Genomic DNA, 26265 nt, shown 5'->3' on the forward strand with positions numbered 1-26265 from the left:
GTATGGAAGAAGTAATGTTATCCGTTAATTTAGTATGGGTTATGCTCGGTACAATTTTAGTATTCTTTATGCACGCAGGGTTTGCAATGGTAGAGGCAGGCTTTACCCGTTCAAAAAATGCAGTAAACATTATTATGAAAAACTTTATTACAATTTCACTTGGTGGTATCGTTTATTTCTTATGTGGATACGCAATTATGTTTGGTGATACTGCAGGTGGCTTTATTGGAACAAGTGGTTTTGCACTAAATGGCGTAGATGATATTGGATTCTTCATCTTCCAAGCGATGTTTGCAGCAACAGGCGCTACGATTTTATCAGGTGCAGTGGCTGAACGTACGAATATCATGGCCTATACAGGTGTTGTCGTTTTAATGACATTATTGGTTTATCCGGTTGTCGGTCACTGGATTTGGAGTGGTAGTGGCTGGTTAACTGATCTTGGTTTTGTAGATTTCGCAGGCTCAACGGTTGTTCATTTAACAGGTGCGGTAGCAGCATTTGTAGCCGCTGCTATGATTGGTCCTCGTCTTGGAAAATACGGGGATGGCAAAGTGAATGTTATCAAAGGTCACAGTATTCCTCTAGGTGCATTAGGCGTTTTCATTCTTTGGTTAGGTTGGTTTGGCTTCAATGGTGCTTCAACATTAGCGGCAGATCCTGCAACGGTCCCTGGCGTTATTGCGAATACATTCTTCGCTGCTGCAGCTGGTGTTGTAGCGACTGTTTTCTACACAAAATTCCGTTACGGTCATATTGATGGCTCGTTAACGCTAAATGGTGCATTAGCGGGTTTAGTGGGCATTACAGCCGGTGCTGCAAACGTAAGTATTATCGGCGCTCTTTGCATCGGTCTTATTGCAGCTCCATTGCTAGTTGAAGGTGTACGTTTCATCGAATGGAAGTTAAAAGTCGATGATCCTGTAGGGGCAATCGCAGTACACGGTATTTGTGGCATTTGGGGTACACTTGCAGTTGGGCTATTCGACATCGGTGGTCAAGGCTTATTCTACGGCGGTGGCATTACTTTACTAGGGGTTCAAGCAATCGGGATATTAGCGACTATCGCTTGGGTTAGTGTGACTGTCACAGGCGGCCTTTTCCTTATTAAATTACTTGTACCACTTCGCGTATCAAAAGAAGAAGAAATTGCTGGTCTTGACGTAATCGAGCACGGTACGCCAGCTTATGAATATCAAGAAATTTTCAAAAGCTCCGCATTACGTAATGAATCATTTGCAGAACGTCTAACACATATCGGCAAACCTCAAAGTGTGCCAGAAGAACATGTTTCATAAAAATTATTGAAATAGGAATGGTCTCAGTAGTGTTTTGAGACCATTCCTTTTATTTTTGTTCTAATTGAAGTAAAAATTCTTTCATTGGAATACCACTTCGGAAACCAGTCATTTTACCATTTTTCCCAATCACTCGATGACAAGGAATAATGGCCAATATAGGATTAGCACCAATTGCTGCACCGACGGCACGTACCGCTTTAGGATTCCCAATCCTTTCTGCAATTCCTGAATACGAGGTTGTCGCGCCATAGGGCAATTCCTTTAAAGCATCCCAGACAGCTAGTTGAAATGGTGTACCTTTCACATGAATTGGCATATCAAACGCTCTCAGCTCACCCGTAAAATAAGCCTCTAACTGCTCGATATAGGGCGCTAGTTTTTCGCTATTTTCTTCAAATACATAGTTTTCAAACGGTCTTTTCGCCCATACTTCAACTTCTTCAAAGGGTGCATTCGGTGTACCAATATAAACAATTCCTTCATCAGAAGCCACTACATATAAATTTCCAAGCACGCTACTCATTGTATCGAAATATAAAACGGTCACTTCAACATCTCCTTCACTTCTTTTATAGTTCCCAGGAGTGATTCCTACTAATTACTGTAATCAAATACGGCGTACTTGAAAAGCTTATTTTCCACTCTTCACATTAAATCGATAGCGCTTATTCTACAAGTAATTTCTTTGAACGTAATTATATCAAACACCATTCTTTGCTTCTCACTAGCCACTACTCCATTTTAACTTTTCATGCTACATTGGTCATAGCTTATAGAAATCCTTAAAAGCAAAGGAGTTATATGAATGGATTTTACGTACGAACCTGCTATTCACTTTCAGGAAGTTAGTTATTCCGTGAACGATTTAATCATTTTAAAAAACATTACTGGTTCCATTCCAAAAGGGAAAATCACGACTCTTGTCGGTCCTTCTGGTGCAGGTAAAACAACATTACTAAAAATGTGCAACGGTTTATTGTCACCAACAACTGGCACTATTTTTATCGACGATCAGCCGATTACTGCCTACGAACCTACTGCTTTACGAAAATATGTCGGTATTGCCCTTCAGTCGGCCCCCATGATTGCTGGCACAGTTATTGATAATCTAGCACTACCTAACTCTTTACAGGGAGAAAAACTGACACAACAAGAAGCCATCCAATACTTGCAGGATGTTGGGCTCGATGAAAGTTTTTTACACCGATCTGCGAGTGAATTATCGGGGGGGCAACGACAAAAAGTATCTATAGCACGTACCCTCATTAATAAATCTTCTATATTATTGTTAGATGAAATTACTTCTGCGCTCGACCGCCAATCAGTACAGGATATCGAGGCACTTATTTTAACATTAAATAAAAAATACAAGGTCACGATCATTTGGATCACACATAATCTACAGCAAGCTCTTACAATCGGGCATTACACATGGGTGATGATGGACGGCGAGCTCATCGAAACAGGAGAAAGCTCTCTACTAAACAAGCCAAAAAATCACCGTGTCGCTGAATTTGTACAGGGGGTTAATACATGACATACACAACACTCTCCCTCACACTCATTTTCGTCCTGATTCCACTGCTGTTATCGAAAACGTTAAAGCTTGGACTCGAAAAAGATACAATCATTGCCACAGTGCGCTCCGTTGTTCAATTACTCGCTGTTGGCTTTATTTTAAAATTCGTATTTGATTCAGGCAGTAGCATATATATTTTACTGATGGTTGCATTAATGATTTTTGCAGCAACATTAAATGCTCGTAAAAAAGGAAAAGTCATAAAAGGCATTACGTGGAAAATTGCATTAACGTTAATAGTTGTAGAAATCGTGACACAAGGTATACTACTTGGTTTTGGCATTATACCTGCAACCGCACAATATATTATTCCGATTAGTGGCATGTTAATCGGGAATTCCATGGTACTGACGATTTTGTTTTTAAATCGATTTACCGCGGAAATTACTAGTCATCATAATGAAATTGAGCTTATTTTATCACTCGGTGGCACCCCAAAACAGGCAATTCATCGTCAACTCATTGACGCCATTAAAGCGAGCATGATTCCAACAATTGAAAGCCAAAAAACAATTGGCCTTGTGCAATTACCTGGGATGATGAGCGGACAAATCATTGGTGGAGCTGACCCGATTCAAGCAGTACAATTTCAAATTTTAATTATTTTCGCCCTTTTAACAACAGCCACACTATCGAGCTTATTAATTGGATTTTTGAGCTACCCAACTTTGTTTAACAAACGAATGCAAATGCTCAAAAGCCAGTAATTCATAATGAGGAAAACATTACATTTTTTCCAAATATGATATACTAAAAAGAAAAATGCTAATAAATACAGTGAGGAGAATGAACATGTTGTTACGTGACTTTTTCATCCAATTATCTGAGAACGAACTATTAAATAGTACAGCTAAAAAATACGGGCCAAAATTAGGTGCACAGAGTGTAATAGCTGGGACAACTATCGAAGAAACAATAGCAAGCATTAAAGAATTAAATACACATAATATTTCTTGCACAATTGATAATCTAGGAGAATTTGTTTCGAGCGAAATTGAAGCAACTCAAGCCAAAGAGCAAATCCTCGCTGTCATCGAAGCAATTCACGAAAATGCTGTGGATGCTCATATTTCACTAAAACCTTCTCATCTCGGTTTAGATATCGATGTTGATTTTTGCTATGACAATTTATATGAAATTGTTGAAAAAGCAGCAGCTTATGATATTTTCGTAAACTTTGATATGGAGAACTACGACCGCCTACAAACATCATTTGATATGGTAGAGGAGCTTGCAAAAACGTTTGATAATGTAGGTACAGTTATTCAAGCATATTTTTACCGCGCAAAAGATGATATTGAGAAGTTCAAAAACCAACGACTACGTATCGTAAAAGGGGCTTATAAAGAGCCTGTAGAAATCGCTTTCCAAGATAAATTAGATATCGATTTAAACTTTATCGAGCTGATCGAGTATCATTTGTTGAACGGTAAATTCACATCAATTGCAACACATGATCATAATGTGATTGCGCACGTAAAGCGCTTCGTCGCCGACAACAATATTCCAAATGATAAATTTGAATTTCAAATGCTTTACGGCTTCCGCACAGATATGCAAAAGGCGCTTGCCAAAGAAGGTTATAATTTCTGCGTATACGTGCCATTCGGTGAAGACTGGTATGGTTACTTCATGCGTCGTCTTGCAGAACGCCCACAAAATATTAACCTCGTAACTAAGAAAGTATTTACGAAAAAAACGAATACCGTCCTAGCTGTCGCAGCAGGGGCATTCGTTCTTGGACGTTTAACAAAGCGTAATAAATAATGCATCGTTACCTTACCGTTTTATGCGGTAAGGTTTTTTTGAGGTCGCTAGCCTAATTATTCCGGTAGATAGAGGATCCTTCCACATTCATTTCCTTATAAAAAAATGTGGCGAGATTTTTCTCTCGCCACACACTGAACTACTATTAAGGATTTGTCGACCAAAGACCCGCATGTTTTAAAACAACACGTGGATGTAATTTTAATTGTGCCACCATTAACTCTGCAAGGTCTTCTGCTTGCATCACTTTTTCTGGGTTACCATCTGTTAACTGTAATTCAACCGCCATATCCGTTGCCACCGTACTTGGTGTTAATGTCACGACACGGATATTATGTTTACGAACTTCCAACATTAATGATTCGCTCATCCCAATTACTGCCGCTTTTGATGCGGTATAAGCACTTGTGATCGGCGCACCTTTTTGACCTGCTGTAGAAGAAATATTAATGATATCACCAACTTGACGTTCAATCATTTCAGGTAATACAGCACGAGTTGTGTAATAGACACCTTTAACGTTAACATCTACAATATTTGTCCAATCTTCTGGCGAAAGTTCTAAAAACTTACCGAATTTTGAAATTCCAGCGTTATTTATTAAAATATCAATCGCACCTAGTTCAGTACGAATGCTTTCAACTGCAGCAGTAATAGACTCTATGTCAGCTACATCTGCTGTAGCAATCGCTACTTTCACATTAAATGATTTTAATTCTTCTGCGACGTTTTGTAAGTTTTCTAATGTACGTCCTACTAAACCAACGTTAATGCCTTCTTTAGCGAATGCAATTGCAGTTGCGCGACCAATACCTCGGCCCGCACCTGTAATTAAAGCCGTTTTTCCAGAAATAGTTTGCATACTTTCCGCTCCCTTATTTATCTTCATTATAGGCAAAACCTCTACGCCTTAGCTTACAGCGCACATGCTTAAAAGTACACAGATTGGCTTTACTTATTCCACCCTTTTTCTTTGAAGCGCGCAATAGCCTCTATCCGATTACCGACATGTAACTTCTCCAAAATAGTGGAAATATAGTTACGCACTGTACCCGCTGATAAAAATAACTCTGCGGCTATTTCCTTCGTCGTTTTACCTTCAGCGACAAGCGTTAACACTTGGCTTTCGCGTTCAGTTAATGGATTTTCGCTATCATCCTCGTAGACAAAATCAACAAGCTCAGGTGCATAAATACGTTTACCGTCTATAATTGTACGGATTGCACTGACCAATTCTTCTATCGGACTATCCTTTAATAAATAGCCACGAACACCCGCTTTTCGCGCACGTTCAAAATAACCAGGTCTTGCAAACGTCGTTAAAATAATAACTTTACAATCCGAACCATGCAATTCCTCCGCTGCATCGAGCCCAGTTTTTATAGGCATTTCAATATCCATAATACAAATATCTGGTTGATGCTCACTTACAAGCGCCAGTGCCTCTTCCCCATTCTTCGCTAAGCCGACAACTTCCATATCGTCTTCCATGCTTAGTAACGAACGTAGAGCCCCTAAAAGCATCCCTTGGTCTTCAGCAATTACTATTCGAATCATATAATTCACTTCCTCATTTCATTTATATAATACATTAAGGTCTTTCTAGATCGTCTATTTTCTCGTTTACTTTTTGGTGGGTAATCGTCACAGGAATAGATATGGTTAACGTCGTACCTTCTTCACCCTCAATTTTGAATGAACCATTGATAAACTCTAGACGTTCACGCATACCACTTAAGCCGTTCCCTGATTTTAAAGCATGCTTATTTGAAATACCTTGTCCATTATCACGTACGACTAAATATACCTCTTTAAAGTTTTGATGGAATGCAATTTCACATTTCGTTGCACCACTATGCTTCACGACATTTGTTACAGCTTCTTTCAAGCACATCGATAATACATTTTCCACAAGTGGTGGAACATGCAATGTATCGATATCTCCATCAAAGAGAAGTTCCATTTCAGCCGCTTTTAAAATTTGTGAAACGCGTATCATCTCATCTTCAAATTTCGCTGTACGCATATCCGCAACCAATTCACGTACTTCTTTTAATGCAATGCTTGCTGTTTGGCGAATGTCTTTTATTTCTGTCAGTGCTTGTTGCGGATCACGCTCTATCAAACGCGCTGCTAAGTCACTTTTCAAGCCAATCATAGATAATTTTTGGCCAAGTGTATCATGTAAATCACGCGCAATCCGTTGGCGTTCTTCAAAAATGATTAATTCCTCAATTCGTTCATTCGCTGTTTCTAATTGACCCTCTAAATTATCACGTTTATTTTTCGAATAAATCGTTAGTGGTAATAACACAACCGCTAAAATCGTTAATACGACAAATGGTAGCTGCGATAAAAACAGGTGCAGTTCTACAAAGAAGCCGAAGACTGTTGATATAACCGTGAATCCTATATGTAGCCCGTACATGATATAAAATCCAACTGGTTTGCGAATATTACCTATGAACACTGCTGTGAAGATCGATAAATATACATAACCATATAAAATCGTCAGGGCAATATTAATAACCATCTCGAAGCTAATCCACATATAGACAAGTCCATTTTTAGCATTTACTGAAAAACGGTAAAATATGAAATACAACATTAAAAAGGTGATTCCAATTGAAATTTCAATATACGAAGACTTCTTAAAAATAAAGAAGAACGGTAAAAAACAAAAAATAATCCATAAATATATACTGAGCATCGGACTATTCGGAATAATACTATGCCACTTTCTCATCGTTGCCTCACAATCTTTCCTACTTTTCCACTATTATATCAACGAAAATCCAAGTGTGCTTGTTTTCGGTTGTGATTTTGCTGTAGCGTAGAAAATAATTACACTTTACGTAAAACAGCCACCCCATGAAGAGATGGCTGTGCTATATCTTATTAAGCGGCTATACTACCTTTACGCTTGATCGTTTCTTTGACATCTTTAAACGAAACAAACTTACGAAGTTCTTCATCGTACAATTTGTAACGTAATGATTCTAAACTTGTACGTAATGTAATTGTCGTCGCTGTGTGAAGTGGCGGCGTTTCCTCGTGCGCTTTTTCAAGATTGTAGTTTGGTACACGTGGCGCTAGATGATGTACGTGGTGGAAACCAATATTTCCTGTTGCCCACTGCAATAGTTTCGGTAATTTATAGTAAGAACTTCCTTCAACAGCCGCTTTGACATAATCCCATTCTGCGTCATGCTCAAAATAAGAATCTTCGTACGTATGTTGAATGTAAAATAACCAAATACCTAGTGAACCTGCGACAAATAATGTCACACCTTGTACTAATAAAAATGCCTGCCAACCTAAGAAGTAAAGTAACGTTGCACAAACTACTGCAAGAATAGCATTCGTTACATATGTGTTAACGCGCTCTTTTCTCTTTGCATCTTTACGGTTACCACGGTTTAATACAAATACCATTAAAAGCGGCCCTAAGCCAAACATTACAAACGGATTACGGTAAAAACGATACCATAAACGTTGTCCTTTCGATGCTTCTAAATATTCTTCTACTGTCATCATATCAATATCGCCTATACCACGCTTATCCAAGTTCGAACTTGTTGCATGGTGAATTGTATGCTCACGTTTCCATTTTTCGTATGGGAATGATGTTAACACTCCCGTAAATAAGCCAACCCAGTCATTTGCTTTTTTACTTTTGAAAAATGAACCGTGTGTACAATCATGAAAAATAATAAAAGTTCTTACAACAAACCCCGCTGATATAACGCTAAGTCCTGCAGTTAACCACGGTGAGTAATCCACAAGCATATATCCCGCAATCCAAAGTGCAAATAGTGGTACCATCGTATTGATCATTTGGAAAACACTTTTACCTGTATCTGATTTCGCAAATGGCGCTACGTCTTGACGCAATTTTTTTGTTTTTTCTTTATCTGTTGCCATCCCTTTTCCCTCGTTTCATTTTTTCTTATGACCTCATCATAAAACAAGCATATAACTAGCAACAGACGCAAACATCACAAAAAGAATATGACAAATGTAATATTCTTCATATTATTTCTCTTTTGGACCAGTTAAATGTAGCTGATAAAATACTAAATCCAACCACTGACCAAATTTATTACCTGCATTTTTTATGGTTCCAGCATATTCAAAACCTAGTTTTTCATGTGCTTTAATACTACCGATATTTTCACCATCTATACCTGCGACAAGCGTTTTCACACCTTGTTCTTCCGCAATACGAATAAGTTCACGCATCAACTTGGTCGCAATCCCCTTATGATAATGCGTTTTATGTACATACACCGAATGCTCCATCGTATATTTATAGCCTGGATATAGGCGGAATTGGCTGTATGTAGCGAAGCCACCCACTTGCCCATCCTCTTCAAAAACAAGCATCGGATGGTCTGCTAATTCATGCGCATCAAACCATTGTTTTTTTTCTTGTAACGTTTGGGGCTCGTTCATATACACAGCAGTGTTCGTTAAAATTATGTCATTATAGATGTCTAAAACTTCAGGTAAATCTCTCTCTTTCATTGGTCGAATCATTCTCATCACTCCTAAAAAATTTACTTATACCTCTTTCTTTCTAAACATTAATATAAATAGGCCCTACCGTAAACAGTAGGGCGCTTTACATAGTACACATTATAAAGATTTATACGTTAAAATATCGCGCATCTGGATGTGCAAAAACAATCGCAGAAACAGATGCTTCCGGTTCCATCATGAAGCCTTCTGTTAGATTTACACCGATATCTTCAGGCTTTAATAAGCCGAATAATTTTTCTTGATCCTCTAGATTCGGACACGCTGGATAACCAAATGAGAAGCGTTGTCCTTGATATTTCGCCGCGAAACGGTCACGCATCGTGAAATCTGTTGTATCTGAGAAGCCCCATTGGTCGCGAATTTCCTGATGAATACGTTCAGCAAACCCTTCTGCGAGCTCAAGTGCTGTAGATTGAAGAGCATGACTTTCTAAGAATTTCCCTTCTTCTTTTAAAACGCGTGCCGCTGCCATCACACCTTGTCCCGCCGTAACGACCATTAGCGCAATATAATCCATTTCGCCACTTTCTACGGTTTTTAGGAAATCAGCTAGACACATAAAAGGTTCAACTTGCTGACGCGGGAATGTGAAGCGCTCGATTTCTGTTTTACTATCAGCTGGATCATAGACAACTACATCATCACCATCAGCCTGCGCTGGGAAGAATTGATACATACCAGAAGGTTTTAATACATCGCTTTGTAAATAACCATCCACTAATTCCTTTAATTCTGTAGCTCGTGTATCTCCTGCATCTAGTAATTGCTGGACTTGTCCTTTTAAGCCTAAATGATGACCAATCAATGTACGCATATTCACGTATGGATACAAATGTGAAACAGAGTAATCTTTCTTCACGTGGCGGCGTAAATCCGACGGCATAAATACAGATGCATCTTTTATAGTCCGCACTGGCTTTACTAGTACTTCTTTTACTGGGCGTGCCGCGCGTTTTTCGTCTGCCTCTAAACGTTTCTGACGAGATTCAGTAATCTCTGCCAAGAAATCTTCACGTGTTTCTGCACCCATTAAACGATTAGCTTGCTCTAATCCTTGCATTGCATCTTTTGAATAAATGACAGGACCATCATATTCATTTGCAATTTTCGTTTCGGTAAAGCGACGAGACAAAGCGGCGCCCCCGACTAAAATCGGTACATTAATACCCGCTTCCTTGAAATCTTGTGCAGTAATGACCATTTGTTGTGCCGATTTTACAAGTAAGCCTGAAAGTCCAATGAAGTCCGGCTTCTCTTTACGAATGGCTTCAATTAGTTGCGTTGGTGTGACTTTAATGCCTAAATCCACAACTCTATAGCCATTATTACTTAAAATAATATCTACTAAGTTCTTACCGATATCATGCACATCACCTTTAACCGTCGCTAATACCATCTTCCCTTTACCGGCGCTCTCTTCATCTTTTTCCATGAATTGTTCTAAGTGTGCAACTGCCGCTTTCATAACCCCTGCAGATTGTAATACTTCTGCTACGATTAACTGATTGTCATTAAATAGACGACCAACTTCCGCCATGCCCTTCATTAAAGGCCCATTAATAATATCAAGTGGCGCATCGTACATTTCGCGAGCAGCATCTAAATCTTCTAACAGCCCTTCCTTCGTACCTTCTAAAATATAGTACGCCAAGCGACCTTCTACAGTTTTAGGAATATCCTCTTCTGTTTTTTCTTTCTTTTTATCACGATAAAAGTCTGTAAACACGGCCAATGTTTCGTCAGTCGTATTGAATAATAAATTATTTGCTAAATCAATTTCTTCCTGTGGAATCGAGGCATAGCGTTCTAATTTCTCCGTATTGACAATCGCATAATCTAAACCAGCTAATGTACAGTGATATAAATACACTGCATTTAACACTTCACGACCAACTGGTGGTAAACCGAATGAAATATTACTTACACCAAGAACCGTTAACGTACGAGGCAGTTTTTCTTTAATCAGACGAATTCCTTCGATTGTTTCAACCGCTGAGCCAATATACTGCTCATCCCCTGTCCCGACTGGGAACATTAATGGGTCATAAATAATATCTTCTGGTGCTAAGCCCCATTTTTCCGTTAACAATTTATAAGAACGTTCCGCAATTTCAAGCTTACGATGACGGTCAACTGCCATCCCTTGTTCGTCAATTGTACCGACAACTAATGAAGCACCATATTTTTTCACAAGTGGCATTACCGCATCGAAACGTTCTTCACCGTCTTCTAAGTTAATGGAGTTAATGATCGCTTTTCCTTGCGAGAACTTTAATGCTTCTTCAATAACTTTTTCATCGGTAGAGTCAATTACCAATGGCACTTTTACCTTTTTCACAACTTCTTGCATGAAGCCACGTATATCTTCAAGTTCATCACGGTCTGGGTTGGCTAAACAAATATCAATAACGTGCGCACCATTTTTCACTTGGGCACGTGCGATTTCTGCAGCTTCCTCAAACTTTCCATCAATGATTAAATTTTTAAATTTTCGTGAACCAATAACATTCGTACGTTCTCCGATAAATAATGGACGCATCGAATCATCATATAGTAAGGATTCAATTCCGGATACCGCGTGACCATGTGTTGATTCTGGTAAAAGACGTGGCTTTTGGTCGTTTAGTATTTCACGAATCGCCGCTATATGCGCTGGCGTCGTACCACAGCAACCACCAACAATATTTAACCAACCTTTTTCAGCAAAGCCTTTTAATTTTTGAGATAGTGACTCTGGTGATTCATGATAGCAACCCTCTTCATCTGGTAAACCAGCATTCGGATAACAGCTAACATAGCCTGTCGAAAGTTCTGATAATGTCCGAATATGGTCTGTCATAAATTCCGGGCCAGTCGCACAGTTTAAGCCAACTGATAACGGTTTAATATGCTCAATCGAAATATAAAACGCATCAATAGATTGTCCTGCAAGGGTTGTACCCATAGGCTCAATTGTCCCTGAAATCATGACAGGTAATTCTTTACCCGTTTCTTTAAATGCACGTGAAACACCAAGTGTTCCCGCTTTTACATTCAGCATATCCTGGCATGTTTCAAGAAGTATTAAATCTGAACCAGCTTCAATTAAAGCCTTTGCCTGTACGTAGAAGTTCTCTTCAATCTCATCAAATGTAATACCACCTGTTACCGATAATGTTTTAGTCGTCGGCCCCATTGCCCCCGCTACAAATCGAGGCCACTCAGGCGTCGAAAATTCATCGACCACTTTACGTGCAATTTCTACTGCGCGCGTATTAATAGCATCAGCCTTGTCACCAAGATCATATTCATTTAATACAAGAGGGGTTCCACCAAATGTATTCGTACAAATAATATCTGCACCCGCTTCTAAATACTCGCGGTGTATTTTTTCAAGAACATCAGGTCGTGTTAGCACAAGGTTTTCATTACAGCCATCTAATTCTTCTCCACCAAAATCTTCTTCTGTTAAATTTTCATTTTGAAGCATTGTACCCATAGCGCCATCAAGGATTAAAATTCGTTTCTCTAGTTGCTCTTCAATCAAGTGCTTAGCCATTTATACGTACCCCTTTTTTCTGTTCATCCAGTTGCTCTATATAACTCATTAATTCTAGCGTCATATCGTAACGTAAAAACGGCGTAATTAAATAAATGCCATTGAAATATTCCGCAGCTACTTCAACAAGTTCTCGTGCAATTGCAATGCCCTCTTTTGTAGCAAGTTCCTTATCATCACCACACGCTTTCATGCGCTCTAACGCATCTTCCGATAATTTAATGCCTGGTACTTCATGGTGTAAAAACTCCGCACTCTTATAACTCGTTACAGGCATAATTCCAATATATATTGGCGTTTCTAAATGTTTAGTCGTCTCATAAATTTCTATAATCTTTTCTTTTGTATAAACAGGTTGAGAAATGAAATAATCCGCACCATGTTCTATTTTCTTCTCAAGTCGTGCCACCGCGCGGTCAAGAACACGCACATTTGGGTTAAATGCTGCTGCCACAGAAAAATTCGCTTTTTTACGTAGCGGTTTCCCTGAGAACGACACCCCTTCATTCAATTGCTTAATCAGTTGGATTAATTCCATTGAAGATACATCATATACACTTGTTGCCCCAGGGAAATCCCCCACTTTTGTCGGGTCTCCAGTAACAGCTAAAATATCGTGAATACCCAATGCATCTAAGCCCATTAAATGTGACTGCAAGCCAATTAAATTACGGTCTCGGCACGTAATATGCGTTAGGGGACGTACACTGTGTGTGTGTTTCAGCAACGCCCCCATCGCTATATTACTAATACGTGGCGACGCTAAAGAATTATCCGCCATCATAACCACATCTGCGCCAGCTTCATATATTTTTTTTGCGCCTTCTATAAAACCATCAATTTCTAAATGTCTTGGTGTATCTAACTCAACTATAACTGAGCGCTCACGCTTCACCTTTTCATGTAATGGTTCATACTTCGCCGGTTCTGCTTCACGTACAACTTCTATTTTTTCTGGCTTTGCAGACTTTTTTTGCACTGGTGTTAACTCTTCTAAATATTTTTTAGCCGCTGCAATATGCTTTGGTGTCGTACCACAGCAACCGCCAATTAAACGTACACCTTGGTCACGAAGTGCCACTGCCGCACGCCCAAAATAATCTGCCTCAGATTCGTAGACAACACGCCCATCTTCTACATCTAAAAGAGATGCATTCGGATACGCTGACATAAACGCTTTTTCAGGCAGCTCTACTCCTTCAAATGCTTGGATCGTATGATGTGGGCCTAAACGACAATTTACACCCACGATGTCTGCACCTAAAGCTTCAAGCTCATGTAGCGCTTGATTTAGCGACATACCATTTTGTAAGACACCTGGATCATGCATCGAAACTTGCGCGATAATTGGTAATTTCGTTTTTGCTCGTAGCATCTTTAAAGTTGCTGCTAATTCTTCAATATCATAATATGTTTCAAGTAGAAGGCCATCTGGATTGCCCGCTAGTAACACAGTTGCTTGCTCTTCAACTGTTGTTAAAATTTCTTCTAATGTCGCATCACTCTTACGAATACCGCGAATACCACCGATCGTGCCTAGTACAAACTGTCCACCATCTGCAGCTGCACGTTTAGCAATTGTAATTGCCGCTTCATTGAACTGTTGCACGCGCGATTCTAAACCGTAGCGCGCTAGTTTAATAGCATTTGCACCGTATGTATTGGTTTGAATAATATCAGCGCCTGCCGCGATATATTCACGATGAATCTTTTCAATTAACTCAGGTCGTTGCACATTCATTTCTTCGTGGCAGTACTCCAAACCATAGCCATATAACAGCGTCCCTATTGCGCCATCAGCTGTTAATACATGTGTTTTTAACTTCTCAAGCAATCCCATAAAGCGTAGCCCTCTCTTCCTTTATCTCTGTCGCATATATCAAATTCACTCAAGCGGATTTTCACCTACCGCTATCAGATACCCGCTGAATACAGTAAAAAGCCTTCTTTTAAAAAGAAGGCTTTAACGAGTCGTAATTGTTTTTCCTTCTCATCTTCCGACCAAAACGGTCTACTGGATTTAGCACCTGACACAAAGTTGGTTGCTGAAGCGTCATAGGGCCAGTCCCTTAGCTTCTCTCGATAAGAAAATTGTATGAATTTTTTAAATAATTAAAAGAATCATATCCTGTACAAACGTTGGCGTCAAGACTATTTCACACAACAAAGTAATTTTCATCTTAAATACTTTAATTTTATGTTTCCCCTACTATTTAGAAAAAACCATTACTTTAGTTTTTCTGCAATCATTTCTCCAACATTTTTGCCATTTTGAATGCAAGCACCAATGCCGACACCAAAATACGAACATCCGGCAAGCGATAAGTTTGGATAGTTCACCTCTAACTCAGCAGTTAATCCTTTTAATGCTTCATGATGCGCTAAATCATATTTAGGCATTTGGTCAATCCATTTCGTCACATTCACTACTACTGGCTTTTCTTCTATTCCTAAGCTTTTACGCACATCCTCTAAAGCAACCACCGTAAGTTCTTCCTCTGACATCGCGCGTAGCTTCTCATACTCAGGGTTAATGCTCTTATAAAAAAGTCGAACGAGTAATTTGCTTTCTGCTGAAGTGTGCTTCCACTTCCGGCTCGTCCATGTGGCAGCATTACATTGCAAATCTGAATTATGTGACACAATAAAACCTGTTCCATCTGCTGGCAACACTGTGTCTGGCACATCAAAGCCTAAATAAATTGTAATAGCCGACGCTGTGTTGAATTGATCAAAATACTGATTTAATGCCTCATCTCTTAATAAATGTTGCACTGCTTCATTCGGGATCGCCATGACCACATGATCTGCCACGAGTGTCTCACCATTAGCTAACAAAATCGTATAATCCTTGTCATTTTTCACAACTTGAGTTGTCGCTACACCTTTAAGTATTTCTACTTCCGTTAACGTTTCTTCTAGACGATTGATCAGTGCCGACAAGCCACTTTTAAATGAGATGAATTTTTTATTTGCCGCTTTAACATATTGCTCACGATGCATTTCAAAGCCTTTCATAATACTGCCATAATCATCTTTATAATCAATTAAATACGGTAACGTTGAAGCAATCGATAACTGGTGTAAATCTCCAGAATATACACCAGCAAGTACAGGAGCAATTTGATTTTGTACAAGTTCTTCGCCTAAATAATACGTTAAAAACTCACCAATCGAACTTTCTTTCGTAAAGCCCACGTTCGGCATCGTAAAATCTTTTAACGCTTCCTGTTTTCCCGCTTCTGATACTAGAGTACTTGCTTCCAAAGAGGCTAAACTCATCGGAATGCCAAACGTTGAATCTGCTGGGATTGCATGTAACTCATTATTTGTGTAAATATAAGACACGCCCGTTTCGTTATATACGAGCTCTTCTTCAAAGTCTAACTCCTTCACTAACTCCATGACACCCTTATGACGTGCTACGATTGAATCTGCACCCTTTTCCATAATAAAACCCTGCTCGTATGCTGAGTGCAGTTTCCCTCCTAAATATGTATTTTTTTCAATAAGTACAAGTTTGACATCTAAGCCCTTTTCCAACACTTGACGTTGTAAATAATGCATCGTACATAGCCCTGTAATGCCTCCGCCTAATACAGCTACTGTCTTCATCCAAACCCACTCCCATTTTCTTGTTCTATTCTATATAGTATAAGCTTTTTTACGGCAAAATTACGCAAAACCCTTTACAAATTTAGAAACAAAAATAGAGGCTCTACACCAAAATTTGTTCTTATACTCTTTTAACAATTATGTAAACTAAGTAATTTAGATTTGTATAACTATTATCTGTGACGAAAGCGTAGCGCCAACTTTTACAGCTATTATGTAAAAAAATGCCTAGTAAGTTTCCCTTTTACTTACTAGACATTTCCTTCGTACTATTAAGTTAAATCTTGTGCAACATTCGCCAATTTATCTGCCGAGTTCGTTACTTCATCAAAAGCAAGAGACAACTCACTTACAATCCCAGTCACAGTCTTTACTTCTTTTTCCATACAGTCATTTTGACGCTTGGCTTCCATCATAGCATCTAAAATCTTATTGAATTGCCCTTCCGTTTGCACCATATTTTCTTCACCAGAAGCAACTTCCTCCTGAATATTACCTAAAGAATGAACAAGCTTGTCGGTTCGATCATTTGTATTTTTTAGTAATTCTGCAACAGATGTCACGGATTCTTTTGTTTGATCTGATAACTTTCGGACTTCATCAGCAACAACACTGAAGCCTTTTCCAGCTTCTCCTGCCCGTGCTGCTTCGATGGCTGCATTTAGTGCCAGTAAGTTTGTTTGGTTTGCTATATTTGTTACAACACTCATAATACTTTCCATCTCTTTTGTCATATCTGCTAGTTTTTCAATATTATCTGTAATATCGCCAAGGGAGTGGATAATATTATTCATGTTCAAAGACTGATTACGTAGTCTTTCTCTTCCTTCTAACGCCTGATTTTCAGCTAACGTTGATACATTTAACGATTTTTTAGCTAACTGCATAATTTCATCTGATTGTGTATTTAATAAATGGAAGGCAGCGTTTGTTTCTTGCGAAATAGCAGCAAGCCCTTCTGAAGATGCCACAATTTTTCTTTCAACCTCTACTTTTTCTTTCTCTACCTTTAACTTTAATTGCTCGACCGTATTTTCAAATGCTTCTAATACTAATTGTTGCTCAAAATTAGAGATTTTTGAGATTGCACGAATTGTGTTAAATTGATCTATTGGGTTCTCAACAAATTTTTCAACCAAATCAATAAAGGTAATCGTTAAGTCCTGGAAGGCACAAATGTACCATTGAGTTTTCAAACCAATATGAACATGAACCTTAGCAATACTAACACGTCTCTTGAAAAAATCTTCATCAATCGTACCATTAAACATCTCAATGATGTGGCGACTTAATGTGATTTTCAGCTTCTCAACGGAACTATGTTTGTTAATGATGTCCGTTAAACTACGCTCAGTTCCTATCATGTCATAAAATCGATCAACGATGCGATTTATATTATCCTCTACATATAGCTTAAATGCTTTTAAATACTGTAGATCTCGCTCAGTTAAATTTAACATTTCAATTTGCTTTCGTAGAGATGGATTACTTGCCACATCCACCTTAACTGTATATTGATGTAAATCTAACACGGCAACTCTTTTTTTCTTCTGAAAAATCACACATTTTTCCTTCTTTCGCTCACATATATTTTGGAATAATAGAGTTATATTCCATTTCCGTATATATATATATACTACTAGGCTCACTTATATATTCAGCGACAATCTAATTATCTTATCTCTCATATCAAATTAATAGTAAAATGATCATTATATTATTAATATATATACCTTAAATAACTTCTATAAATTGTATATTTCATTTACAATTATTGATTATACACCAATTTAGAATTTTTTGTAAAATAAAATCATTAAAGGAATTTATTACCTATTCTAACTCAAAATGCCTAATTAATAGAATGGTGTTTGGTATCCAATGGGCGATTTTCATAAACAAAAAAATAAGATATCCAAAATATGGATATCCTGACTATTTTAAAGCGTTGCCATTTTGCTCTGCAATGCACTCATTTCAATTTCTAATGCGCACGAACGCTTCTCAAAATAATAAATCCGATCATCTACTCTATCTTCAACTGTAGAGCCTAACTTCAACATTTCAATAACATCGCCCGTAAACAGTATTAATGTGCGAAGTCCACTTTCTAATTTCCGAATTTCCTTTCCATACTCTACAATCATCCGGCTATCAGTTTCCCCACTTTTGATATCTTTTCGATTTTCGTTTATTATCTTATCAATCACTTCATAACGATTTGTTTGACGTGATTTTAAAACGTTCAATTTCTCTGTAAGCCTCTTTGTATCATTGTTATCCAACCGGACACTACTGTGGCTCTTGAGATATTCTACAATACTACATAATAAAGAAAGATCGTCACGTTGCCCAATTAAGATATCTTGGAGCACACGTATCTTTACTTCTCGTTCCTTTGCTTGCACTGATGAATCTGAGATGTTCATACACAATCAGCTCCTTTAAAAAACTGTTTGCTACTATATTTCCTCGAACACCTCTAAAATAAACCATTATATCGGGAAATAATGTTTAAAATAATAAATTATATATATTAGAATAACACAATACACCGTGTCGAATGACTTTTTTAAACAAAAATTGCAACATAATTATAAAGACCTATAAAATACCAGTATATAGGTCACTCTTTTTCTAACTCCTGAAGCTTATTCTTTGCTTCCTCTACACCAGCCTCCGCTGCTAGTCGGTACCACTTTTTAGCTTCTTCAACATTTTTTTGGACACCTTCTCCTCTATTGTATATATGTCCGAGTTGTAGCTTCGCTTCCTGGTCACCTTGGAGTGCCGCTTGCTTAAACCAATGAATACCTTTTTCAATATTACGAATGCCCGCTAAACCTGTGCTCCATATAAACCCTAAATCATAAAATGCATCTACATGGTATTGTGTCGCCGCCTTTTCATACCAGTATAAAGCTTTATTTATATCCTTCTGCTGTCCTAGACTACCATTTAAATAAATGCTTCCAAGATAATACTGAGCCTCTACATATCCTGATTCTGCCGATTTTTTATATGTCAAAAAGGCCTGCTTCTCATCCGTAGAACAGCCTAATCCCTGCTCATGCATAATGCCTAACGTAAACATTGCCTCAGCCACACCATGCTCAGCTGCAAAATCGAACCACTGCTTTGCAAGCGTCATGTTTTCAGGAACGCCTTCACCATTAAAGTACATATCTGCTAAATTATTTGCAGCATCCGCATGTCCTTGCTCTGCAGCCATTTCATACAAAGAAAATGCTCGTTCACAACTTTCTGACACGCCAATCCCTTCAAAATAATAGTTCCCTAGTGCATATTGTGCATCTGCATAACCTTGTGTTGCCGCCAATTCAAACCATTTTACAGATTTTTTTGGCAGATACGGAATATCTTCATTCTCACTATAATAATTTCCTAGCTCAAATTGTGCCTCTGGATTATTCTCTTCAATAGCCTCTTTATATAGATCAATCATTTCCTCATGGTCCAATTCATCTTCTTCAAGAGTCTCTATCTCTTCGTCCTCTTGCGCAAAAAACCATTCCAAAATATCGATCACATCATCTACAACCTCAGTTGAATACGCTAGTTTTTCAAGCGAAGCAATTTGCCAAATCTCCACATAGATTTGAAGTGGTATCGCTTCGCGCAACATATCATCATACTCAGCTAAAAGTGTTATTACGTTTTCCTGAATGGATTGTGCCTGCTTAGGGTGCACAATTTTTAAAAAACGTTGCTGATTCTTTTTTAGTAATTCCTGCACTACTTGATAAATCATCTTTTGCAACGTCGTTAATTGCACTTCCTGAAGCGTAAGCAACATGATGTTTTGTGCAAACCATGAATTTTGCGTTTGTACTAGCTGCTGTAATGCTTCAATACGTTCTATATTTTGTGTAGCTAAAAATTGTTTGTACATCGTTTCCCCCCTTAGCTATGTAAAAAAACTGCCTTTGCATTATTATATGGAAGGTAGTCAAAAAAATTGTTAAACATTTATTATTAGAAGGACTACTACTTGCACGGAAATGTATTAAAAACAATCCTCTGCATTCATTTATACATCCCTAATTAAACCGATAAAATCACGTGTAAATGGATTGAACACTACTCAACAGGGTGTTTTCTAACAAATACTTTTGTGTACAGTTTTACATGTTCTGTATAATAGCTCGTTCAAAATACAAAAAGATTTTTTCTATAAAAGGGTACGATATTTGTCATTATTCATACCTACCTGTTTTATTAGAACAAGTTACGAGCAACCTTCAGTTTCAATTAAGTATTTTCTATATTCTACACTACTATTTCAATTTTTTTGAAATTCTAAAATTAAATAACGCAATTATTTTATTTTCCGCATAACTTCAGGTAGAATTGTTATTATAAAAACATTTTATGACTATACTAAAACAATTCTTGGAGGAATGTAAGTAATGAAAAAAATCCTTGCCGCTCTATTTGCAGCAACACTAATGTTTGCGTCTGTTGGGGCGACACTATTGATTTCTGATACACCAACTGCAGAAGCGAAATCGTACAAATCTGGTAAGAAGGGCTTCAGCAACAATAATAACTCGAATATCCAAAAATCACAGGATAATACTAAAGATCAAAACAATGCTACAACAAATAAAAGCAACACAACTACTAACAAAGCAGATGCTAAAAAAGGCGGCTTCTTCTCAGGCGGTCTGATGAAAGGTTTAATGTTGGGTGGATTAGCTGGGTTACTATTCGGCGGTCTCTTCGGTAACATGGGGATACTTGGTTCAATTCTTGGTCTACTAATTAATGTAGTGGCCGTTGCAGCAATTATTATGCTAGTTATGAAAATCTTTAAAATGTTCAAAGAGAAAAAACGTAAAGAGCAGGAAGCAACACAATGGAACAAATAATTAACGAACAAGATGTTATTAACGCAATTTGCTTATCACAGGCATATCACAAAAATGTTCGTCCAGAAGATGTCGTTGTAGAACTGATGTATGACGATGAAACAGGCTTTGGCGCAGAGGTCGAAGTTGCTGGACAAGCAGAAATTTTAGATACTCCTGCACTGATTGGTACTTTACGCGTATGGATCAAAGATGTATTACATGGCGATCCATTTTCAACAAGTATTGAGCTTGTGTTAGACGACGAAGAAGGCATTATTGCCAAGCTATCATAAGCCAAAATATTAAAATGGCAGTCCGAAAAATCCTATTAGCGATTTATCGGACTGCCGTTTTTTTGTAATAATGTATAAAGGTAGAGTCCTCTTTCAAGAACCTCTACCTTTTTCACGTCATTATTTTTGTAATAGCTCACCGAAACTCACAAGTATTTTCGCCGCATGGCTACGTTTTGTGGAATCAGCAGGTGAGAATTTCCCATTACTACCTGTCACAATGCCAAACTCATACAACATAGCAATTGCTCGTTTTGTTTCATCATTATAACTAGCAATATCCGTAAATGGCACTTCACCTTTTACGACATATGCTTGTTTTGTCTGTAGGTCATAGGCACGATTAATCATTAACGCAAGCTGTGCACGTGTTACAGGCTGGCTTGGATTAAACTTACCATCAGTGCCTTTTACTAATCCAGCGGCATAAGCTGCAGCAATTTCCGCCTGTGTTTCAGCGTCATAATTACTAATGTCTGTGAATGGTGCTGTTTCTGATGTTGTTAATCCAAGACTACGTACTAATATTGCCGTAGCTTGTACACGGGAAACAGCTAGTTCAGGCTTAAATGATCCATCAGCATAACCTTTCATAATACCTGTTGCAGATGCTTTTTGAATATATGGAAGTGCCCAATGATTTTCAGTATCTGTGAATTGTGGTGCCCCACTTGTTGTAAATGTTGCAGACGGACTTTCTACACTTTCATTCCCCGCTGCATCTACCGCTTTTACAGTCACAGTATACGCTGTATTTTCGGTAAAATCCTCTAGTGTAATCGCTGTTTCTTCTGCAGCAACTGTCTCTAATAATTCGTCATTTACATAGACCTTATACTGTGTAACCCCCACATTATCTGTTGCCGCTGCCCAGCTTACATGTGCCGTTGTCATCCCCTCAAGTGTCACACTTAAGTTAGATGTAATATCCCAAAGCTTGCTGTTTTTAATGATTGGTAAAAATGCCTCGTTTGCGACAGCCTGATAACCCGCTTCACTTAAATGGATATTCTCTGGATTTGGTAAATAACTTGCGACATTCGTTGCGACAATATTAGCTGTCGGTACAAAAATTGCCCCGACCTTTTCTGCAGTCATCTTAATTGAACCATTCATTATACCTAAAAGTGACTTAAATTGAGATTGTAACTTTTCTTCGTAGTAAGGGAAAGAATTGTAGTACCCCATCACATAGATTTCTGCCTTCGGGTTAAGTTTCTTAATTTCCATTAAAATAGACGCATAATTAGTCATTGTCTCCGTCGATGCTTTCACGATTGTTTCCATATTAATGCCCGTCGCTGTTGCCTCTTTTAATAGCGGCAATAAATCATTTGCACCAACCGTTAATGTTACGATTTCTGCATCTTTGATAGATGCACGAATACTGGCTTTCTCGCTCTTATAACCAAAACCAGTGATCGGCTTCTCTACATCTGCTTGTAAATCATTTAGTACATTTTTTGTCGTATAGCCCGAGTATGCAAAGTCTTTACTGTACGACGTAATAAGCCCCTCTTTTTTCAACGTTTGTGCAATAAAATCCGTATAACCTAAACCAATTGCACCTACTTCATTCATACCATGTGCTAGTGAATCCCCTAACGCCACATAATCTGCCTGCATAACCCAACTTGGTGCAATCTCGTCTACGATATTTTCCTCTGCACTTGCTAACGCTGGTACTGTTAGTTGCAATGCCAGTACACTTGCCGCTAAAAAGCGAAATTTCTTTGAAAACTGCATGTTCCCACTCCTCATCAATATCTAATATATTACTAGTTTACTAGATGAAGGTTAAAAACAGGTTAAAAAACATCAAGTTTTTCCAATTTACAAACTATTATTTCAAGTCCCAATAGAAACAACAAAGAGTCCGTACCCTGTTTTCAAGGAAATGCCCCTTATCTACTCATATCGAATCTTTCCGTAAATGCCCCCGCCGCCAACTTCAATTGCTAATTGACCATTTCTTGCTAAATCAATCATTTTCGCAATTTTATGTGGCACTACTTGTTCAAGTTGCTCCGTTGTCACTGTATGCAAAATAGCCATCTCTGTACCAAAAGCTTTCAATAAACGCTCCACCGTTCTTGGGCCTAACCCAGGTATGAAATCTAAAGGTACTTGATGAATATACGGGGGTCGCACTCGCACATCCTCTACCCTATCCGACAGCTCCTTAATGCGTACTGAAACTCCTTTTATGATTTGATTGCTTCCACAAGCCTCACACTTAACTTCCTTCTCATCTACCTTCTCGCCACATTTCGCACATACCGTTTGATAATACTTGCCAAGGAGAGGATTTAAACCATAATTAGTAGCGATCATTCGCCCTCCTTTTGCATGGAGTGCCTTTTTTAATTCAGTAAAATTTGCAGCTTCTAATTGTAACTTTTGATATTCACGTGCTATTTTCCCAAGAGAATGAGCATCCGAATTTGTCACAAATGCATAAGGCTGTAGCTCTTTAATGCCACTCACCATCGTTGTATCAGAGCTTAATCCAAGTTCTATCGCATCAATTAGTAGTGGATCAAATACTTCGGTTAAGCTTCGAAGGACACCTTTACCATACAAACTTTTAAACGGTGTAAAAACATGTGCCGGAATAAATAATCCTCCTACATCTCGTACTTTTTGTTGCAATGTTCTACCATCACAATAAATTCGTTGCGAGCTCAAATGAACATTTTTCATATGTTCACGCATCCAATTTGAAAACTCCTTCATCTTTATCAATGTCGGAAAATACGCAAGGACATGAATCGGCCCGTGACAACTTGCATCATAAATTTCAATTTCCGTACCAAGAATAAGTGTAGTCTCACGAAAACATAAGCCTCCTTCATTTAGTTGATGAAGTTCACCATTTTCAATCATATGCTCCAGTTCTTCAATCACTTCTGGTGAATGGCAATCAATAATACCAATAATATCAAGACCTTTTCGGGCACTCGCCGTTTCTAAAATTCTCGCTAGCGTAAGTGTCTTACTACCTGTAATTTTCACTGCACGACCACTTGCAGTACGCCCAATATGAATATGTAAATCCGCATAATAGTCTTTAAGCAAATGCAACTCCCCCTTTATTTCCATATGTTATCTCTTCTTAAGCAAAATAAAACACCTTGCATTTCTGCAAGGCTTCTACACATCCTTATGAAGAATGGTTCTCCTGTGTGTTACTGCTATAATCGCCGGCTCCTTGCTGTATTACTTGATGGTCATAGGCGATTAACGTCACACCTATTTTCCTTTCCAGGTCATTGATTTTTTTAAGTTGCTCCTGGTCTAATTGGGCAAATTTCTTCTCTTCCATTTTTAATACACATCCTTTCCGAAATAGAATGTGTATTTATTTTTGATTTATTCCTTTTTAAACCTTGGTACAAGCTTTCTCATATTTGTCAAAGTAAACGAAGCACCATCTAACATTAACCATGGTCCTATTCAAAAATAATGACAAAAAAAGTGAGCACACTGTAAATATACAATGCGCTCACTTTTCGTTCTCTAATCAACGACCTGATGCACCCAATCCTTGCCCTCTAAACTTCTCGTGACTAGCATACTTGCTACTGTATCACCTGTAGCATTGACCATCGTTGCCGGCGGATCCACCACTACGCCAATTGCTGAAATCATCGGTAAAGCCTGCATTGGCATGCCGTATAATGTAATAATCAGCATTTCACCTATAAAGCCCCCGCCAGGAATACCACTCATTACAACACCCGACAATAGAGAAATGCCTATGGCCGTTAAAAACGTGCCTATCCCTGAAAAATCCATATTAAATACCCCAAATACAAAGGCAATTTTCAAAATAGCAGACAAACAGGAACCATCCATATGAATCGTAGCCCCTAGTGGTAAAACAGTTTCACGAATATCTTTTGGAATGCCGATATTTTTAGCTGCGGTTAAATTGACAGGTAGCGTAGCAAAACTGCTTCCTGTACCAAAAGCTGTCGCTGCTGGTGTCAAAATATTTTTCCAAAACTTCATCACACCTAACTTCCCACCTGCTATGAATGCATACAAGGTAAACCCTATTAAGAAATACAGTATCGCTACTGGATAATATAATAAAATCGCTTTAGCATAATCCCCAAGTAAGGCTGCTCCAAAATCACCAATTAACGTAGCAAAATACGCAAACAAGCCAATTGGTGCGTAGTACATTACAAGTTTAATAACCTTCATGAATACTTCTGAACCACTCGATAAAAAACGACCAAATGGCTTGCCAGATTCACCTGCTAATCCAGTGCCAAGCCCTATTAATACAGCGAATAAGATAAGTGCAAGCATATTACTTCTTGACATTAAATTCACAAAATCAGGTACTGTAAATGTCTTTACTAACTGCTCAGATAAGCTCAATTCCTCCGTTGTCTCAGGTGTCACTAAGTCAATCGACACTCCTTCACCTGGCGGATAAATATTAACAGCAACTAACATGACAATGGAAGCAATAATCCCTGTAAGTATAAAGACAATAAGCATTGAACTCATAATTTTACCTAGCCGCTTCATGCTATCCATACTAGCTACAGAAGATGAAATTGAGAAAAACACTAGTGGTACAACAATCATAAATAGTAAATTAATAAAAACATCACCGAATGGCTTCAGCACCGTCGCATTTTCACCGAAAAGCAAACCGATAATCGCACCCAAAAGAATGGCAATCAATAAAATCATCGGAAATCGATACGCTCTCAGTCTTTCCAATTTTCACATCCCT

Annotated in this window: 22 protein-coding genes and 1 riboswitch; of the genes, 6 read left to right on the forward strand and 16 right to left on the reverse strand. The window is 38.2% G+C overall.

Annotation, left to right across the window (positions count from 1 at the left end):
- The first annotated feature begins 2 nt into the window (after positions 1-2).
- Positions 3-1298: an ammonium transporter gene (locus AEA09_RS14855; RefSeq protein ID WP_053584754.1), complete on the forward strand. Its 1296-nt coding sequence runs from the start codon at positions 3-5 to the stop codon at positions 1296-1298.
- Between the two features lie 49 nt (positions 1299-1347).
- On the opposite strand, the gene AEA09_RS14860 is transcribed toward AEA09_RS14855, so the two are convergent.
- Positions 1348-1848, reverse strand: a complete 501-nt coding sequence (locus tag AEA09_RS14860; protein WP_082332691.1) for a methylated-DNA--[protein]-cysteine S-methyltransferase — start codon at positions 1846-1848, stop codon at positions 1348-1350.
- 258 nt (positions 1849-2106) lie between these two features.
- Between AEA09_RS14860 and AEA09_RS14865 the strand changes: the two genes are divergently transcribed.
- The 3 genes from AEA09_RS14865 (at position 2107) to AEA09_RS14875 (ending at position 4647) form a co-directional block, all read left to right on the forward strand.
- Positions 2107-2838 carry an ABC transporter ATP-binding protein gene (locus tag AEA09_RS14865; RefSeq protein WP_053584755.1) on the forward strand — a complete coding sequence of 244 codons (732 nt, stop codon included), beginning with the start codon at positions 2107-2109 and terminating at the stop codon, positions 2836-2838.
- Complete coding sequence (locus AEA09_RS14870) at positions 2835-3587, forward strand: ABC transporter permease (protein ID WP_053584756.1); 753 nt, start codon at positions 2835-2837, stop codon at positions 3585-3587. Before AEA09_RS14865 ends, AEA09_RS14870 begins: the two co-directional genes overlap by 4 nt.
- Positions 3588-3672: 85 nt before the next feature.
- Positions 3673-4647: a proline dehydrogenase family protein gene (locus AEA09_RS14875; RefSeq protein ID WP_053584757.1), complete on the forward strand. Its 975-nt coding sequence runs from the start codon at positions 3673-3675 to the stop codon at positions 4645-4647.
- Between the two features lie 145 nt (positions 4648-4792).
- Here AEA09_RS14875 and AEA09_RS14880 read toward each other — a convergent pair whose 3' ends face one another.
- From AEA09_RS14880 to AEA09_RS14930, 11 genes are all read right to left on the reverse strand, one after another.
- Entirely contained in the window at positions 4793-5509 is a 717-nt protein-coding gene (locus tag AEA09_RS14880; RefSeq protein ID WP_053584758.1) for a 3-ketoacyl-ACP reductase, read from the reverse strand.
- 89 nt (positions 5510-5598) lie between these two features.
- Entirely contained in the window at positions 5599-6204 is a 606-nt protein-coding gene (locus tag AEA09_RS14885; protein ID WP_053584759.1) for a response regulator transcription factor, read from the reverse strand.
- Between the two features lie 34 nt (positions 6205-6238).
- The gene (locus AEA09_RS14890) at positions 6239-7393 is read right to left on the reverse strand and encodes a sensor histidine kinase (protein ID WP_425412012.1); all 1155 of its coding nucleotides are present in this window, start codon (positions 7391-7393) and stop codon (positions 6239-6241) included.
- A gap of 152 nt (positions 7394-7545) precedes the next feature.
- Positions 7546-8571: a Delta(5) desaturase DesA gene (gene desA / locus AEA09_RS14895; protein ID WP_053584760.1), complete on the reverse strand. Its 1026-nt coding sequence runs from the start codon at positions 8569-8571 to the stop codon at positions 7546-7548.
- A gap of 111 nt (positions 8572-8682) precedes the next feature.
- Positions 8683-9186: a GNAT family N-acetyltransferase gene (locus AEA09_RS14900; protein ID WP_053584761.1), complete on the reverse strand. Its 504-nt coding sequence runs from the start codon at positions 9184-9186 to the stop codon at positions 8683-8685.
- Positions 9187-9295: 109 nt separating this feature from the next.
- Positions 9296-12727, reverse strand: coding sequence for a methionine synthase (gene metH / locus AEA09_RS14905; RefSeq protein WP_053584762.1), 3432 nt, complete (start codon positions 12725-12727; stop codon positions 9296-9298).
- The gene (locus AEA09_RS14910) at positions 12720-14567 is read right to left on the reverse strand and encodes a bifunctional homocysteine S-methyltransferase/methylenetetrahydrofolate reductase (RefSeq protein WP_053584763.1); all 1848 of its coding nucleotides are present in this window, start codon (positions 14565-14567) and stop codon (positions 12720-12722) included. The genes metH and AEA09_RS14910 overlap by 8 nt, the downstream gene beginning before the upstream one ends.
- Before the next feature lie 147 nt (positions 14568-14714).
- A riboswitch (SAM riboswitch) is annotated at positions 14715-14816 on the reverse strand.
- Positions 14817-14953: 137 nt separating this feature from the next.
- Positions 14954-16342: a protoporphyrinogen oxidase gene (gene hemG / locus AEA09_RS14915; protein WP_053584764.1), complete on the reverse strand. Its 1389-nt coding sequence runs from the start codon at positions 16340-16342 to the stop codon at positions 14954-14956.
- Positions 16343-16614: 272 nt separating this feature from the next.
- Positions 16615-17904, reverse strand: coding sequence for a globin-coupled sensor protein (locus tag AEA09_RS14920; RefSeq protein ID WP_053584765.1), 1290 nt, complete (start codon positions 17902-17904; stop codon positions 16615-16617).
- 378 nt (positions 17905-18282) lie between these two features.
- Positions 18283-18771 (reverse strand): hypothetical protein, encoded by a 489-nt coding sequence (locus AEA09_RS14925; RefSeq protein ID WP_053584766.1) that lies wholly within the window; start codon positions 18769-18771, stop codon positions 18283-18285.
- Between the two features lie 197 nt (positions 18772-18968).
- Positions 18969-20255, reverse strand: a complete 1287-nt coding sequence (locus AEA09_RS14930) for an SEL1-like repeat protein (protein WP_053584767.1) — start codon at positions 20253-20255, stop codon at positions 18969-18971.
- Between the two features lie 517 nt (positions 20256-20772).
- Here AEA09_RS14930 and AEA09_RS14935 point away from each other — a divergent pair.
- On the forward strand, positions 20773-21234 hold the full coding sequence (locus AEA09_RS14935) for a hypothetical protein (RefSeq protein ID WP_053584768.1): 462 nt from the start codon (positions 20773-20775) through the stop codon (positions 21232-21234).
- Positions 21222-21509 carry a DUF2653 family protein gene (locus AEA09_RS14940; RefSeq protein ID WP_053584769.1) on the forward strand — a complete coding sequence of 96 codons (288 nt, stop codon included), beginning with the start codon at positions 21222-21224 and terminating at the stop codon, positions 21507-21509. The genes AEA09_RS14935 and AEA09_RS14940 overlap by 13 nt, the downstream gene beginning before the upstream one ends.
- A 120-nt stretch (positions 21510-21629) precedes the next feature.
- Here the strand turns inward: AEA09_RS14940 and AEA09_RS14945 are convergent, their stop codons facing one another.
- The 4 genes from AEA09_RS14945 to AEA09_RS14955 all read right to left on the reverse strand — a co-directional run bounded on the left by AEA09_RS14945 (position 21630) and on the right by AEA09_RS14955 (position 26222).
- On the reverse strand, positions 21630-23255 hold the full coding sequence (locus AEA09_RS14945; protein ID WP_053584770.1) for an S-layer homology domain-containing protein: 1626 nt from the start codon (positions 23253-23255) through the stop codon (positions 21630-21632).
- A 162-nt stretch (positions 23256-23417) separates the two neighbouring features.
- Entirely contained in the window at positions 23418-24587 is a 1170-nt protein-coding gene (locus tag AEA09_RS14950) for an endonuclease Q family protein (protein WP_245622878.1), read from the reverse strand.
- A gap of 85 nt (positions 24588-24672) precedes the next feature.
- Positions 24673-24834 carry a hypothetical protein gene (locus tag AEA09_RS20120; protein WP_169778083.1) on the reverse strand — a complete coding sequence of 54 codons (162 nt, stop codon included), beginning with the start codon at positions 24832-24834 and terminating at the stop codon, positions 24673-24675.
- 194 nt (positions 24835-25028) lie between these two features.
- On the reverse strand, positions 25029-26222 hold the full coding sequence (locus AEA09_RS14955; protein WP_053584805.1) for a dicarboxylate/amino acid:cation symporter: 1194 nt from the start codon (positions 26220-26222) through the stop codon (positions 25029-25031).
- Between the last annotated feature and the right edge of the window lie 43 nt (positions 26223-26265).

This window comes from Lysinibacillus contaminans (genome assembly GCF_001278945.1).
GTDB lineage: Bacteria > Bacillota > Bacilli > Bacillales_A > Planococcaceae > Lysinibacillus > Lysinibacillus contaminans.

Bases quoted from the DNA above. Each gene is read 5' to 3' on its own strand.
- AEA09_RS14945 (WP_053584770.1), bottom strand. From the start codon at position 23,255: ATGCAGTTTTCAAAGAAATTTCGCTTTTTAGCGGCAAGTGTACTGGCA.
- hemG (WP_053584764.1), bottom strand. From the start codon at position 16,342: ATGAAGACAGTAGCTGTATTAGGCGGAGGCATTACAGGGCTATGTACG.
- desA (WP_053584760.1), bottom strand. From the start codon at position 8,571: ATGGCAACAGATAAAGAAAAAACAAAAAAATTGCGTCAAGACGTAGCG.
- AEA09_RS14935 (WP_053584768.1), top strand. From the start codon at position 20,773: ATGAAAAAAATCCTTGCCGCTCTATTTGCAGCAACACTAATGTTTGCG.
- AEA09_RS14925 (WP_053584766.1), bottom strand. From the start codon at position 18,771: ATGAACATCTCAGATTCATCAGTGCAAGCAAAGGAACGAGAAGTAAAG.
- AEA09_RS14870 (WP_053584756.1), top strand. From the start codon at position 2,835: ATGACATACACAACACTCTCCCTCACACTCATTTTCGTCCTGATTCCA.
- AEA09_RS14865 (WP_053584755.1), top strand. From the start codon at position 2,107: ATGGATTTTACGTACGAACCTGCTATTCACTTTCAGGAAGTTAGTTAT.
- AEA09_RS14875 (WP_053584757.1), top strand. From the start codon at position 3,673: ATGTTGTTACGTGACTTTTTCATCCAATTATCTGAGAACGAACTATTA.
- AEA09_RS14880 (WP_053584758.1), bottom strand. From the start codon at position 5,509: ATGCAAACTATTTCTGGAAAAACGGCTTTAATTACAGGTGCGGGCCGA.
- AEA09_RS14930 (WP_053584767.1), bottom strand. From the start codon at position 20,255: ATGTACAAACAATTTTTAGCTACACAAAATATAGAACGTATTGAAGCA.
- AEA09_RS14900 (WP_053584761.1), bottom strand. From the start codon at position 9,186: ATGATTCGACCAATGAAAGAGAGAGATTTACCTGAAGTTTTAGACATC.
- AEA09_RS14940 (WP_053584769.1), top strand. From the start codon at position 21,222: ATGGAACAAATAATTAACGAACAAGATGTTATTAACGCAATTTGCTTA.
- AEA09_RS20120 (WP_169778083.1), bottom strand. From the start codon at position 24,834: ATGGAAGAGAAGAAATTTGCCCAATTAGACCAGGAGCAACTTAAAAAA.
- metH (WP_053584762.1), bottom strand. From the start codon at position 12,727: ATGGCTAAGCACTTGATTGAAGAGCAACTAGAGAAACGAATTTTAATC.
- AEA09_RS14885 (WP_053584759.1), bottom strand. From the start codon at position 6,204: ATGATTCGAATAGTAATTGCTGAAGACCAAGGGATGCTTTTAGGGGCT.
- AEA09_RS14855 (WP_053584754.1), top strand. From the start codon at position 3: ATGGAAGAAGTAATGTTATCCGTTAATTTAGTATGGGTTATGCTCGGT.
- AEA09_RS14910 (WP_053584763.1), bottom strand. From the start codon at position 14,567: ATGGGATTGCTTGAGAAGTTAAAAACACATGTATTAACAGCTGATGGC.
- AEA09_RS14890 (WP_425412012.1), bottom strand. From the start codon at position 7,393: ATGAGAAAGTGGCATAGTATTATTCCGAATAGTCCGATGCTCAGTATA.
- AEA09_RS14955 (WP_053584805.1), bottom strand. From the start codon at position 26,222: ATGATTTTATTGATTGCCATTCTTTTGGGTGCGATTATCGGTTTGCTT.